The sequence below is a fragment of the Terasakiella sp. SH-1 genome (assembly GCF_004564135.1).
Taxonomy (GTDB): Bacteria; Pseudomonadota; Alphaproteobacteria; order Rhodospirillales; family Terasakiellaceae; genus Terasakiella.
In genome coordinates this window covers 1,228,309-1,241,808 of sequence record NZ_CP038255.1, presented here as the reverse complement: position 1 = coordinate 1,241,808, position 13,500 = coordinate 1,228,309, and the positions used below count along the sequence as shown (strand labels likewise).

Genomic DNA, 13,500 nt, shown 5'->3' with positions numbered 1-13,500 from the left:
AACCTAGTAGGCAATATCATCAGCAAACACAAGGGCTTGCGGATATTTTGCCAGACTTGGCCGGTTTCAAGACCTTTTTTTTATAATTTTTTTTTCATAGATCGGCTTCATCGGGAATCGGCTGCCGGCTTATGATTACAGTCATTACATATACGCAACATCACTAAACTATACTTTCGTAGTACCTTGAAATCCTTTTTGGAAAATGTTCTACATCTTGTGCCCACTGCGACGGCAAACGCCAAATACTGTTGTATGTCGCACCGCCTGGGGCACGAAAACCAATTAAGATAATGATCATTTTTTCCGCCGCTCAATTCAAAAGGTAAGAGGCATACAGGGGTATAATGCGTATCAACCGTCATTTCACGCACCAAGATAAATCACCATACGATGGGATTGCCTTTCGTAAAGCAACAAGCGAAATCCGTAACCCGGATGGTTCTATTGTTTTTCAGGCTAACGATCTGGATGTACCTGAAAGCTGGTCACAGGTTGCCTGTGATGTTCTGGCTCAAAAGTACTTTCGCAAGGCTGGCGTTCCCGCCAAACTGAAACAGGTTGAAGAAAAAGACGTCCCGCAATGGCTTTGGCGTAGTGAACCTGATCAGGATGCCCTGAAATCATTGAATGATGAAGATCGTTTTGGTGGCGAAACCTCAGCAAAACAGGTTTTTGACCGTTTGGCTGGTACCTGGACTTACTGGGGCTGGAAAGGTGGCTATTTCGATAGCGAAACTGATGCGCGTGCCTATTACGATGAAATGCGCTACCAGCTTTGTGCGCAGATGGGTGCACCGAACTCCCCGCAATGGTTTAACACAGGCTTGCACTGGGCCTATGGCATTGATGGTCCGGCCCAAGGCCACCACTATGTTGACTTTAAAACAGGTAAGCTGGTGCGCTCCAAATCTTCTTATGAGCACCCACAGCCGCACGCTTGTTTCATTCAGTCCATTCAGGATGATCTGGTGAATGAAGGCGGGATCATGGACCTGTGGGTTCGCGAAGCGCGTCTGTTTAAATATGGCTCTGGTACCGGGAGCAACTTCTCCAACCTGCGTGGTGAAGGTGAGCCGCTGTCTGGTGGGGGCAAATCTTCCGGCCTGATGAGCTTTTTGAAAATCGGAGACCGTGCTGCCGGGGCCATCAAGTCTGGTGGAACAACCCGCCGTGCTGCCAAAATGGTAGTCGTGGACGTGGATCACCCCGACGTTGAAGAATTCGTTACCTGGAAAGTTAAAGAAGAACAAAAAGTTGCCGCCCTTGTTGCTGGCTCTAAACTCGCCCAAACCCATCTAGGTGAGGTGATGAAAGCGTGCGTGGAAGCAGGCGACAGCGAAGATGCCTTTGATGCCAAGAAAAACAAACCGCTGAAAAAAGCCATCATTTCTGCCCGCAAAGTAATGATCCCGGAAAACTATATTCAGCGTGTCATCGAATTTGCCAAACAAGGCTATACAGATATCGAATTCCCGGCTTACAACACCGACTGGGATTCCGAAGCTTACATGACCGTTGCCGGTCAGAACTCCAACAACTCCGTTCGTGTGTCAAACGAGTTCCTGAACAAGGTTCTTGCAGATGGCGAATGGGAACTGATCAATCGGAGAGATGGCAGCGTAAACAAACGCATCAAGGCCAAAGAGTTGTGGGAAAACATCGGCTATGCCGCATGGGCCTGCGCCGATCCGGGTATCCAGTTCGACAGCACCATTAACGAATGGCACACCTGTCCATCTGATGGTCGCATCAATGCGTCCAACCCTTGTTCAGAATATATGTTTCTGGATGATACCGCCTGTAACCTGGCCTCGCTCAACCTGCTGCAATTCACCCGTGAAAATGGCAGCTTCGATGTGGAAGGTTTCTCACACGCGGTACGTATCTGGACTGTAACACTGGAAATCGCCGTTTTGATGGCCCAGTTCCCGTCCAAGGAAATTGCCAAACTATCTTATGACTACCGCACCCTTGGTTTGGGTTTTGCTAATATCGGTGGTTTGCTGATGGCATCCGGCCTGCCTTATGACAGCCCGGAAGGCCGTGCCCTGTGTGGTTCCATCACGGCCTTGATGACAGGTGAAGCTTATGCCACATCTGCAGAAATGGCCCAGCATCTTGGTGCCTTCCCCGGTTATCAGAACAACGCAGACCATATGCTGCGTGTTATTCGCAACCACCGTCGCGCAGCCCAAGGCTTAAAAGACGATTATGAAGGTCTGTCCGTTCTGCCGGTTCCCCTTGATGCAGCCAACTGCCCGGAAGGAGAGCTGGTCGAATCAGCCCGCCGGGCCTGGGACCGTGCATTGGAACTGGGCAACGAACATGGTTTCCGCAATGCCCAAGTTTCCGTTGTTGCCCCGACAGGGACAATCGGTCTGGTCATGGATTGTGACACAACCGGGATTGAGCCGGACTTTGCCTTGGTAAAATTCAAGAAACTGGCTGGTGGCGGTTATTTCAAAATCATCAACCGTATTGTGCCCCAAGCCCTGATCAAACTGGGCTATAGTGAAGAACAAGCCAACGACATGATCCGTTATGCGGTTGGTCATGGCACCCTCAAAGGCTCTGCCCACCTGACACATGATCAACTGCGTGCAAAAGGCTTTGATGATGCCGGGATTGAGGCGTTGGAAAAAGCCCTGCAAGACGCCTTTGACATCAAGTTTGCCTTCAACAAATGGTCACTGGGCGAAGACTTCTGTATCAAGAAACTAGGGTTTAGTGCAGAACAGCTGGATAAGCCGGAGTTTGACATGCTGGCTGAACTTGGTTTCGCCAAAGAAGCCATTGATAATGCCAATACCTATGTCTGTGGTTCCATGACACTGGAAGGTGCCCCACACTTGAAAGACGAGCACTTGCCTGTCTTTGATTGTGCCACCCCTTGTGGTCGCAAAGGCAAGCGCTTCCTGTCTGTGGAAAGCCATATCCGCATGATGGCAGCGGCCCAGTCCTTTATTTCCGGTGCCATTTCCAAAACAATCAACATGGCCAATAACGCCACGGTGCAAGATTGTAAGGAAGCTTACCTCCTGTCTTGGAAACTGGGCCTGAAAGCCAATGCGCTTTATCGCGATGGCTCCAAGCTGTCCCAGCCACTGCAAGCTCAAATCCTTGAAGATGATGAGGCCGAAGAAACACTAGCCGAAGCTGTGGCTGATCAACCCGCAGCCAAGCAAGCTGAAATTGTTGCTGAAAAAATCGTTGAACGCGTTGTTGCCAAACGTCGCAAACTGCCAAACCGTCGTAAAGGTTATACGCAGAAAGCTTCCGTTGGCGGACACAAGGTTTACCTGCGCACAGGTGAATATGAAGACGGCCAACTGGGCGAGCTGTTCATTGACATGCATAAAGAAGGCGCAGCTTTCCGTTCCTTGATGAACAACTTTGCCATTGGTATTTCCCTTGGCCTACAATATGGCGTACCGCTGGATGAATTTGTCGAAGCCTTCACCTTCACCCGCTTTGAACCAAGCGGTATGGTCGAAGGGAACGATACCATCAAAATGGCGTCTTCTGTTCTGGATTACATTTTCCGTGAACTGGCCGTTTCCTATATGGACCGTAACGATCTGGCCCATATCAAGCCGGATGACCTGCATCATGACACCGTTGGTGAAGGCGAATCCCAGTCTGAACTGCCGGAAGATCAAACCAAGCAAGCAAACCAGATGATCGAACGCGTGGCCTCTCAAGGTTATATGCGTGGCCGCTTCCTCGTCTTTAAAGGCAAGGATGCAGAAGGATCAGAAGGTACCCCAACAGGTGGGGCGGTTAGTGGGGCTGGCGCCAGCGGCACGGCGGACTTGGCTGCTGCTGCCAGCATTGATGGCGAGCCAGACATCTTTGAAGAAACAGATCAAAAGCTGGAACAAATCCGTGAAGCCCGCATGAAGGGCTATGAAGGCGATGCCTGCCCGGAATGCGGCAACTTCACGTTGGTACGTAACGGCACATGCCTGAAATGCGTGACCTGCGGGTCCACATCTGGCTGTTCATAAAAGATCTTAGCTTTTAAGCGAAGACTTAGGGGAAGTGTACAAATTGGGTACCTTCCCCTTCTTTTTTGCTCTCAATTCAAAATTTCATAAATAACCACTTGTTCTTTCAAAGACTTCTCTTAAATTGAATACAGAAGCATTTGAAAAAGGAATTAAAAAATGGCTGGCAAAATTGAGGCACGCTTACAAGACCTCGCCATCACCCTGCCCACTGCAAACAAGGCAGTGGCAAATTATGTCCCTTATGTGATGAGTGGAAACCTCATCCATGTCTCCGGCCAAATCACCATGTTAAATGGGGAATTAAAATATATTGGTCGATTGGGTGAAAACCTGAGCGTCGAAGACGGCATTGCCGCTGCCCGCCTGTGTGGCCTTAACCTGATTGCACAGGTTAAAAATGCCCTAGATGGGGATTTGGACCGTATCACACGCGTGGTTAAGCTTGGTGGCTTTGTGAATGGGACACCGGAATTTACAGATCAGCCATTGGTCATCAACGGGGCGTCTGACCTGATGGTTGAAGTGTTTGGTGATCAGGTTGGGCAACATGCACGCGCTGCTGTTGGTGTGGCTTCCCTGCCCTTAGGTATCTCTGTCGAAATCGACGGTATCTTCGAATTTGCTTAAGGTTGAACGCTTAGATAAGATTTCTGATATCAGCGCCTCAGATTGGAATCAATGTGTTGGCGCTGATGAACCTTTTGGCCGTCACCAATTCCTTTCCGCCTTGGAAGACAGCCAATGCGTCCAGCCTAAAACCGGATGGATGCCACAACACCTCGTGCTTTATGACGAGGATAAAATTAAAGCCTGCTGCCCGCTTTATCTTAAAAGCCACTCCTATGGGGAATATGTTTTCGACTGGTCCTGGGCCGAAGCTTATGAACGTGCTGGTGGGCGCTATTATCCCAAACTCCAATGTGCCATTCCCTTCACCCCTGTGACAGGGCAGCGCCTCATGTCCTGCCCGGATGCAACAGCCAAACATACAGAAACTCTTCTAAAAGCCATGATTGAACGGGCCAAAGAACTACAAATTTCCTCTCTCCATATTACCTTTGCCCAAAAGAATGAATGGGATTTGATACAAGACCACGGGCTCTTGCCACGTACAGGGCACCAATATCATTGGAACAATCAGGGTTATGTTGATTTTGACGCCTTTCTTGCTCATTTATCTTCGCGCAAGCGCAAATCTATTCGCAAAGAACGCAAGGCAGTTTTAGAAGCAGGTATTGAATTTCAAATTCTGAATGGAAACACCCTGGAAGCTCAACATTGGGATGCTTTTTATCAGTTTTATATGGACACCTCTGGGCGTAAATGGGGCCATCCTTATTTAAACCGTGATTTTTTCACCCTATTAGGGGAACGGCTTGGAAAAAGCACCATTCTTATCCTCGCACTTAAAGACAACCGTATTGTTGCAGGTGCCTTAAACCTGAAAGGTTCAGAAACACTGTATGGGCGCTATTGGGGATGCCTGGAAGACTATAAATTCCTCCATTTTGAAACCTGTTACTATCAAGCCATTGAGTATGCCATCACCCACGGGCTTAAACGGGTCGAAGCCGGTGCACAAGGGCAACATAAAATTCAACGCGGCTATCTTCCCGTTGAAACCTACAGCGCCCATTGGGTGGCTGACCCCGGCTTTAAAACTGCACTTGTAGATTTTTTGGATCATGACCGGAAAGTCAATGAACTGGAAATGCAAGAACTCTCAAAATTCAGCCCCTATAAATAAAGCCAAGAAACCCCTTGTCCCTAGTGTAAATATACCACATAGTACTAACGTACTGATTGACAAATAAATGCCTAAGAAAAATAAGAGCGTCACATGGATAAACAAGAGCCGTTTTTGTTTGTAACCTATCCTAAAGTTACAAAACTCGTTGATGAAATCTGTCATACGCTTGAAGAAGGCGGCAAGGTTGACGATGTTCTGGAAACATTAGGTGCGCTGCACGATCTCACCAAAAATTACATTGATAAAGCAGAAACCGAAAACCGATCCGATTATGGTTTTCACCCAGAAGCGCTAGAACGCCTGGAAGCGACCCAAGACCTGTTCACCCGTCACAGCAAGGCCCTGTCCAAGGATCTGGCCATTAACAATATCCGAGGCTGGCTTCGTTACGCCATCAATCACTGATCTGATAATAAATCCGTAATTTCACATTCCACCATAGGCTGGCGTTCCACCGGCGGCAAGCCATCGACCCAAGCCGGGTAGCGAATTTCATGACCAAAAGCAATTTGGCGTTCTTCGACATGAGGATGGTTTAACACCTCATCAGGGCGATGGATCGGTTCCATACAACAGTCTGCGGGTAAGAGAATTTCCGACCATTCAGATAATGTCTTTGCCTTAAACAAATCTCGCAACGTTTGAATGAGGTCCGTCTGGGGTTGAGGTTCCATATGACGGGCAAGTAAGTCTTCACGCCCAATCGCAGTACAGAAATTCTGCCAGAACTTTGGCTCAATCGGGGCGAAGGCAAAATGGCGATTATCTTTTGTTTCATAAATCGCATACCAGGCCGCACCACCACCTGTCAGTTCACCTTGTCCACATTTGTCAACCTGACCATGGGCCGCAGGGGTCAGGCTCAGATAATTCCAACTTAAGGCCGCTTCAAACAGGCTGACATCAATGAACGCCCCCAGCCCTGTACGTTCCCGGCGAAACAGGGCTGCTAAAATAGAATTTACCGCCTGCATGGCCCCACTATGATCTGCCAGCGGCGGGAAAATGGGGACAGGGCCACTGTCGGCATGACCTGTTTGGGATAAGGCCCCGGTTAAGGCAACATACGTCATATCGTGCCCCGCCGTCTGTGCATAAGGCCCGGTTTGACCATAACCGGACAAAGCACAATGAACCAGTGTGGGGTTCAAGTCTTTCAAGGTCGCAGGATCAAAGCCCAAGCGCCCCATCACACCGGGGCGAAAAGATTCCAAAAGCACGTCGGCTTTTTTAACAAGCTGGCGTAAAGCCTCTTTCCCCTCTTGAGTTTTCAGGTCGAGTTTGACGACTTTCTTGCCTCCATTCAATTGCTTGTAAAGCGGTGAAATTCCGTCTTCACCTTCCATAAAGGCATGGCGCATCGGATCACCAAAGGGCGGTTCAATCTTAATCACCTCCGCCCCTAAATCCCCCAAGGTCATGGTGGCAAAAGGACCGGGAATATATTGGGACAGATCTAAAACCAGTAAACCATCTAAGCAATTATTAAACATGGAAAACGCCACTTTCATCATCAAAACACGTCATCCCCGACAAAGCGGGGATGACAATTGATGTTATTAAGACATATTTTGTTTGGGTAGCAAACAGTTATTTTACCGTTTCCGGCACTTTACTTTTGGGTTTGCGCTTTGGCTTTTTCTCCAAATCATCCTGAGGAAACTCAAAGGCCAGTTTATTATCTTCGACCTTAACCTTCACCAAGCCCCCTGTAACCAAACTGCCAAAGAGCAATTCTTCGGCCAGTGGCTTCTTGATATGCTCCTGAATCACACGGCTTAAAGGACGCGCACCGTAATGTTTATCATAGCCTTTTGTCCCCAGCCACTTCCGCGCCGCAGGGGTCAGTTGGAATTCAACGCCACGATCAGCCAGTTGACCTTCCAGCTCCATGATAAATTTATCGACCACTTTCCCCACTACTTCCGGTGCCAGATGAGCAAAGGGTACAATTGCATCCAGGCGGTTTCTAAATTCCGGGGTAAAGAGCTTTTCAATGGCTTCTTTATCTTCACCTTCCCGACTTTCCCGGCCAAAGCCAATGGCATTTTTCGCCAAATCAGCCGCCCCGGCATTTGTCGTCATGATCAAAATGACATTTCTGAAATCAATGGTCTTGCCATTGTTATCCGTCAGCTTGCCATGATCCATCACCTGCAACAGGATGTTAAACAGGTCTGGATGCGCCTTTTCAATTTCATCAAGCAACACGATTGAATGGGGGTGCTGATCCACCCCATCGGTTAACAAACCGCCTTGGTCATAGCCCACATATCCCGGTGGTGCGCCGATCAGGCGGGAAACGGAATGGCGTTCCATATATTCAGACATGTCAAAACGCAGCAACTCCACACCTAAGGTGCGTGACAACTGGCGGGCCACTTCCGTTTTCCCAACCCCTGTTGGGCCAGAAAACAGATAGCTGCCAATCGGCTTGTCTGGTTCACGTAAACCTGCGCGAGAAAGTTTAATCGCAGTAGACAAACGATCAATCGCTTCATTCTGACCAAAGACCATACGCTTGAGATCATTTTCAAGGGAGCGAAGCGTTTCCTTATCATCGGTCGACACAGACTTCGGCGGGATGCGGGCAATTTTGGCGACCGTATCTTCCACATCCTTGACCGTCACCGTCTTGCGGCGCTTGCTTTCGGGCAACAACATGCGCGAGGCGCCAACCTCGTCAATCACATCAATGGCCTTATCCGGTAACTTGCGATCACCGATATAACGTGCCGACAATTCCACGGCAGCACTCAGCGCATCATTGGTATAACGTACCTTATGATGCTCTTCATAATAGGGTTTCAGGCCACGCAGGATTTTTATCGCATCTTCCACAGATGGTTCGGCCACATCAATTTTTTGGAAGCGGCGGACCAAAGCGCGATCTTTTTCAAAATGCCCACGATATTCTTTATAAGTGGTCGACCCAATACAGCGTAACGCCCCACTAGCCAAAGACGGTTTCAGCAGGTTAGAAGCATCCATCGCCCCACCACTTGTGGCCCCAGCCCCAATGACCGTATGAATTTCATCAATAAAGAGAACCGCATGGGGCCGACTCTCCAGCTCTTTCACCACCGCCTTGAGCCGTTCTTCAAAATCCCCGCGATAGCGTGTCCCAGCCAGCAAAGAGCCCATATCCAAGGCATAGATCACCGCCTCGTCCAGAACTTCCGGCACTTGCTTTTTCACAATGCGAAGGGCCAAACCTTCGGCAATGGCGGTTTTGCCCACACCGGGGTCCCCCACATAAAGGGGATTATTTTTACTGCGACGACATAAAACCTGTACGGTACGCTCCAGCTCAGCCGTGCGCCCAATTAACGGGTCAATCTTGCCTTCCAATGCTTTTTCATTGAGGTTAACACAATAAGCATCCAGTGCCTTGGCCCCATCTTCATTAGAACCTTCTTCATCTTCCCCGTCCATGTCTGCACCATGAACCGGACGTTCTTCGGACATACCCGGGACTTTGGCGATCCCGTGAGAGATATAATTGACCGCATCCAAACGGGTCATTTCCTGAACCTGAAGGAAATAAACCGCATGGGATTCCCTCTCAGAAAACAGCGCAACAAGAACATTGGCCCCGGTCACTTCTTCGCGGCCAGAAGATTGCACATGAATGGCAGCACGTTGGACCACGCGCTGAAACCCGGCTGTTGGCGAAGGCTCAACCGGCGTATCGCTTTTCAGCTCATTCAATTCTTCTTCCAGAAAAACAGATAAATCTTCGCGCAAATGTTCAACAGACACATCACAGGCCCGCATGACAGCCACCGCATCCGAGTCATCAATCAAGGCAAGCAGGAGATGTTCCAGTGTTGCCATTTCATGGCGGTGATCACTGGCAATCGCCAGAGCGCGATGAAGGGTTTGTTCTAAATTTCTTGATAGCATGTAAGTTCCCTTCTTTTCTTAATTATATGACTAATCTTTTTCGATTGAACACTGCAACGGATGTTGGTGCTGTCGCGCCAGGTCCATCACTTGAGAGGCTTTGGTCTCTGCCACCTCATAGGTAAAGACGCCGCAGACCCCGACCCCCTTGGTATGGACATGCAACATAATTTGCGTTGCTTCTTCCTGGTCTTTACCAAAGAAACGTTCAAGCACATGAACGACAAATTCCATCGGCGTATAATCGTCATTTAATAATAACACCTTATACATAGACGGTTTTTTTGTTTTAGAACGGGTTTTGACCGCAATACCTACATCACCGTCGTCGTCATATTTATGGTCTTTGTTACTCATTCTTCCTAACCATTTGGAATTCTATTCAGTTCGGCCCTTATAATATTAGTCGGTTTTCCAGATGATGAAACCCCTTAAGCATAAAAAATGCCCGATCGGGCAAACCAATCGGGCATTTTAAAAACTGTCTTTAAATAGTGCTTGGATTAAGCAACTGTTGTTTCGTTGATTTTTTCAACGCCAGCTTCAAAGCGTGCTTGCAACGGCTTAACAGCTTCTTCTGCAATCTTTGTAGAAGCTTCAGAGATACGTGTTGCATCAGCCAGCATCTTGTCATAACCAGCTTTCATCATTTCTGTTTGCAGCTCAACAGCTTCTTGCGGTGTTTTGCATTCGAAGATTTTCTTAGAAGCCGCTACATTTTCTTCGATAGAAGATTTTGTAATTTCAGCAACAAGGCTGGCAACGTCCTGAACACCTTTGGCAGCGATAGAAGAAGACTTAACAAAAGCGTCTACATTGTCTTTAGAGAAAGTCATTGCATCTTCAACAGATTTGAATGCGTCAACATTTTTGAAAGCATCCATGTTTTTAAAAGCGTCCATGTTGTCGAATTTAAAGAATTTTTCCATTTGCTCTTTACCGAATTCAAACATTTCGTTGTAACCTTCTTGAATTTGAGTAGAAATTTTTTCAATCTGCATATCAAAAGCCGGGGCTTCTTCTTGCGCAGTAACTTTTGCTTTAGGCGCAGGCTGGGCAGCTGTTTTGGCAACAGGTGCCTTCTCAGCTGCTTGCGGCTTCGTTTCAACTTTTTCTGCTGTTTTTGCTTCAGGTGCAGGCTTTGCAGCTGTTTTCGCAGCTGGAGCTTTCGCGGCGGCTGGAGCTTTTGGCGCAGCCTTTGCAGCCGGAGCTTTACGAGCTGGGGCCTTACGAGCAGTCGCAGGCTTAGCTTGTCCAGCGGGTGCTTTGTTTTCTGTAGTAGACATGATCAACCTCTTCAGTGAAAACGAATTGTTTTCCAAAATACTCGCTGAACGCGTTTTGCATTGCAGCATTAACTTCACAATACCATACTTCATCGTAAGGTCAATAAGAAATTTTTGCAGCGCAACAAAGCACCCCTTCTATTCAAAACCGACAAGCCCGTTCTGCCCCACCTGAATTAAAAACGGGTTAGCATCCGACAAGCTTCCCCAAATATCCAGGGTGGATAAAACCCTCGGTTCTTCAAAGGGAACGCCCGTTACATCAAGGGAAAGCAACACATCATCAAACAGGATCTGATCCCAACGTTGGGACGGCCATTTATAAGCATTGAAGTAAATGTCTCCCTCAACACAGGCAATGACAGTCCAATAAAACTGATCGGAATACAACCTTAAGCCCTGAGGTGGCGGTTGCAGCGCAGCACTTTCAATCAGTGCCTTTTTCAAATGGGCAAGCACCTTATCGCTTACCTGTAATTGTTCACTCACCCCGCGCCAGGGAGCAAAAAAGTCTTGTATATCCAGTTTTTTTAAATTGGATGGACCTCTGACCTGCATAGACAGTTTTTTAGACAAGCCAAATACATCATAGGTGCGGGTTTGATATTGATAAATCCCGTTATAGACAAAACGGTAACGATCCCCACCCAAGCTGGCACAAGCCTTGCGTATATCGTCCCCATTGATATAGCTGAACCAGGTAAACTTGCGCGCAACCGGATTATCCGATGCCCCTTGATAGGTACAGGAGGCGGCAAAAATGACCAACAAGAAGGCAAATATTGCACGGCAGATAAACATTTTTAAAACTCCTGACCAATCTTTACCTTTTCTTATCAAACTATAGGCAAACTGAATAATAACTGAAAAAATATCGACGATTATCGCGCAATGAGATAGGCTCCACAACGATGAAAATGATAGATAAAATAAATTTCTCATCGCCTTTTAAACGCCCAATGGGGATTGCCCTGTTCGCGGCCTTGGTGTTTGGCATCCTTGTGTCATCGCATTCCCATGCGAAATACGCCTCTTTTGTGATGGATGCGGATACAGGGCATGTGCTGCATTCTGTCAATGCCGATACACGTAATTACCCAGCCTCTCTGACCAAAATGATGACTTTGTTCATGCTGTTTGAAGCCATTGAACAAAAGAAAATCACCCTTAATACAAAAATGCGTGTGTCTCGTCGCGCAACCTGGCAACCGCCCTCTCGCCTTGGCCTGAAAGCAGGAAGCCATATCCGGGCAGAAGATGCCATTTATGCGCTTGTTACCAAATCAGCCAACGATGTTGCTACTGTTGTCGCCGAAGCCCTTGGTGGAACCGAATGGGAATTCGCCAAGGCTATGACCAAACGCGCACATGCCATTGGCATGACGAAAACCAATTTCCGCAATGCCTCTGGCCTGCCGAATCGCGGTCAGCTCAGCACAGCACGTGACATGGCAAAACTTGGTAATGAGCTTTGGAAACGTTTTCCGCAATATTACAAATATTTCAAAACGCAAAAATGGTCTTATAAAGGGCGCACCTACGGCAACCATAACAAGCTGATGAAAAAATATGACGGAATGGACGGTATCAAAACCGGCTATATCCGCGCAGCTGGCTTTAATCTGGTCTCTTCTGTTAATCGTGGTGGGCACCGTTTGATTGGTGTGGTTTTTGGGGGTAAAACCGCAAATCAACGCAATGCGATCATGGCCCGTATTCTTGACAGAGGCTTCACCAAAATTGATCCCAAAATGATGGCGGCCTATAATAAGAAAAAGAAAGCGGCGCAGAAAAAACGCGCTGTTGAAATTGCTGCTAAACGTCGTTCTACAGCTTGGGGGGTGCAAGTTGGTGCCTTTAACACCGTTAAAAAAGCCCGCACCCAAGCCATCGCTGCAATCAAACGGGCCCCTAGTTATCTAAGCGGCGCACAGACCAAAGTCGTTCCGCTGAAAAATGGCAGTAAAAAAGTCTATCGTGCCCGTGTGGTCGGCGTTGAAAAACGTGAAGCCTATCGCGCCTGTAAGGCACTAAAGAAAATGCGCCAGCCTTGTATGGTCTTTCGTTCCAAAGGCACACAGGTGGCTATGAACAAGCGCTAATAAGGCGTAAATTACATCGCGCTGATAGCAGCCCGAATTGCCTTCACCAGTTCCGGTGCAGAAACTGGCTTGTGCAAAATATGGTTTGCCCCGGCCTGCTTCACAACATTCAAAACGAATTCATCCGTTTCCCCCGTCAATAAAATGATGGGGGCACGGTCTTTTTTACGACGGCGATTGGCAATAAATTCCATACCGTCCATTTCGTCCATATGCAAATCCACGATATACACGTCAGGACGGGGATAGTCCTCTTGTAAAATAATGCCCAATGCTTCTTTGCCATTGGCTGCTTCACTGACTTTATCAATGTTACAACTGTTCAGAAGCTTACGGATAATTTTCCGCATTTCCTCCTGATCATCAATGATCATAACATGGAGCCAGTTTTCAACCTGCTTCGACATAAATTAGAACCCTAAAACATTCACTTATTAGAGGTC

11 protein-coding genes are annotated in these 13,500 nt (G+C 47.9%); 5 read left to right on the top strand and 6 right to left on the bottom strand.

Annotation, left to right across the window (positions count from 1 at the left end):
- Window positions 1-347: 347 nt before the first annotated feature.
- From E4K71_RS05730 to E4K71_RS05715, 4 genes are all read left to right on the top strand, one after another.
- Window positions 348-4,010 (top strand): vitamin B12-dependent ribonucleotide reductase, encoded by a 3,663-nt coding sequence (locus tag E4K71_RS05730; RefSeq protein ID WP_135077626.1) that lies wholly within the window; start codon window positions 348-350, stop codon window positions 4,008-4,010.
- A 159-nt stretch (window positions 4,011-4,169) separates the two neighbouring features.
- Entirely contained in the window at window positions 4,170-4,640 is a 471-nt protein-coding gene (locus E4K71_RS05725; RefSeq protein WP_135077624.1) for a RidA family protein, read from the top strand.
- The gene (locus E4K71_RS05720; protein ID WP_135077623.1) at window positions 4,633-5,760 is read left to right on the top strand and encodes a GNAT family N-acetyltransferase; all 1,128 of its coding nucleotides are present in this window, start codon (window positions 4,633-4,635) and stop codon (window positions 5,758-5,760) included. Before E4K71_RS05725 ends, E4K71_RS05720 begins: the two co-directional genes overlap by 8 nt.
- A 93-nt stretch (window positions 5,761-5,853) precedes the next feature.
- Entirely contained in the window at window positions 5,854-6,168 is a 315-nt protein-coding gene (locus tag E4K71_RS05715) for a hypothetical protein (RefSeq protein ID WP_135077621.1), read from the top strand.
- Here the strand turns inward: E4K71_RS05715 and E4K71_RS05710 are convergent.
- The 5 genes from E4K71_RS05710 to E4K71_RS05690 form a co-directional block, all read right to left on the bottom strand.
- On the bottom strand, window positions 6,162-7,256 hold the full coding sequence (locus E4K71_RS05710; protein WP_135077619.1) for a CoA transferase: 1,095 nt from the start codon (window positions 7,254-7,256) through the stop codon (window positions 6,162-6,164). The genes E4K71_RS05715 and E4K71_RS05710 overlap by 7 nt on opposite strands.
- Before the next feature lie 97 nt (window positions 7,257-7,353).
- The gene (gene clpA, locus E4K71_RS05705; protein ID WP_135077617.1) at window positions 7,354-9,669 is read right to left on the bottom strand and encodes an ATP-dependent Clp protease ATP-binding subunit ClpA; all 2,316 of its coding nucleotides are present in this window, start codon (window positions 9,667-9,669) and stop codon (window positions 7,354-7,356) included.
- A 30-nt stretch (window positions 9,670-9,699) separates the two neighbouring features.
- Window positions 9,700-10,026 (bottom strand): ATP-dependent Clp protease adapter ClpS, encoded by a 327-nt coding sequence (clpS, locus tag E4K71_RS05700; protein ID WP_135077615.1) that lies wholly within the window; start codon window positions 10,024-10,026, stop codon window positions 9,700-9,702.
- A gap of 146 nt (window positions 10,027-10,172) precedes the next feature.
- The gene (locus E4K71_RS05695) at window positions 10,173-10,955 is read right to left on the bottom strand and encodes a phasin family protein (RefSeq protein WP_135077613.1); all 783 of its coding nucleotides are present in this window, start codon (window positions 10,953-10,955) and stop codon (window positions 10,173-10,175) included.
- 138 nt (window positions 10,956-11,093) lie between these two features.
- Window positions 11,094-11,756 (bottom strand): hypothetical protein, encoded by a 663-nt coding sequence (locus tag E4K71_RS05690; RefSeq protein WP_135077611.1) that lies wholly within the window; start codon window positions 11,754-11,756, stop codon window positions 11,094-11,096.
- Between the two features lie 110 nt (window positions 11,757-11,866).
- Between E4K71_RS05690 and E4K71_RS05685 the strand changes: the two genes are divergently transcribed.
- Window positions 11,867-13,057 carry a D-alanyl-D-alanine carboxypeptidase gene (locus E4K71_RS05685; protein WP_135077609.1) on the top strand — a complete coding sequence of 397 codons (1,191 nt, stop codon included), beginning with the start codon at window positions 11,867-11,869 and terminating at the stop codon, window positions 13,055-13,057.
- A gap of 11 nt (window positions 13,058-13,068) precedes the next feature.
- Here the strand turns inward: E4K71_RS05685 and E4K71_RS05680 are convergent, their stop codons facing one another.
- Window positions 13,069-13,464, bottom strand: a complete 396-nt coding sequence (locus E4K71_RS05680; protein WP_135077607.1) for a response regulator transcription factor — start codon at window positions 13,462-13,464, stop codon at window positions 13,069-13,071.
- Window positions 13,465-13,500 lie beyond the last annotated feature (36 nt).

Excerpts from the sequence above, each read along its gene's own strand:
- E4K71_RS05730 (WP_135077626.1), top strand. The coding sequence starts at position 348 with ATGCGTATCAACCGTCATTTCACGCACCAAGATAAATCACCATACGAT.
- E4K71_RS05725 (WP_135077624.1), top strand. The coding sequence starts at position 4,170 with ATGGCTGGCAAAATTGAGGCACGCTTACAAGACCTCGCCATCACCCTG.
- E4K71_RS05715 (WP_135077621.1), top strand. The coding sequence starts at position 5,854 with ATGGATAAACAAGAGCCGTTTTTGTTTGTAACCTATCCTAAAGTTACA.
- E4K71_RS05710 (WP_135077619.1), bottom strand. The coding sequence starts at position 7,256 with ATGTTTAATAATTGCTTAGATGGTTTACTGGTTTTAGATCTGTCCCAA.
- clpA (WP_135077617.1), bottom strand. The coding sequence starts at position 9,669 with ATGCTATCAAGAAATTTAGAACAAACCCTTCATCGCGCTCTGGCGATT.
- clpS (WP_135077615.1), bottom strand. The coding sequence starts at position 10,026 with ATGAGTAACAAAGACCATAAATATGACGACGACGGTGATGTAGGTATT.
- E4K71_RS05695 (WP_135077613.1), bottom strand. The coding sequence starts at position 10,955 with ATGTCTACTACAGAAAACAAAGCACCCGCTGGACAAGCTAAGCCTGCG.
- E4K71_RS05690 (WP_135077611.1), bottom strand. The coding sequence starts at position 11,756 with ATGTTTATCTGCCGTGCAATATTTGCCTTCTTGTTGGTCATTTTTGCC.
- E4K71_RS05685 (WP_135077609.1), top strand. The coding sequence starts at position 11,867 with ATGAAAATGATAGATAAAATAAATTTCTCATCGCCTTTTAAACGCCCA.
- E4K71_RS05680 (WP_135077607.1), bottom strand. The coding sequence starts at position 13,464 with ATGTCGAAGCAGGTTGAAAACTGGCTCCATGTTATGATCATTGATGAT.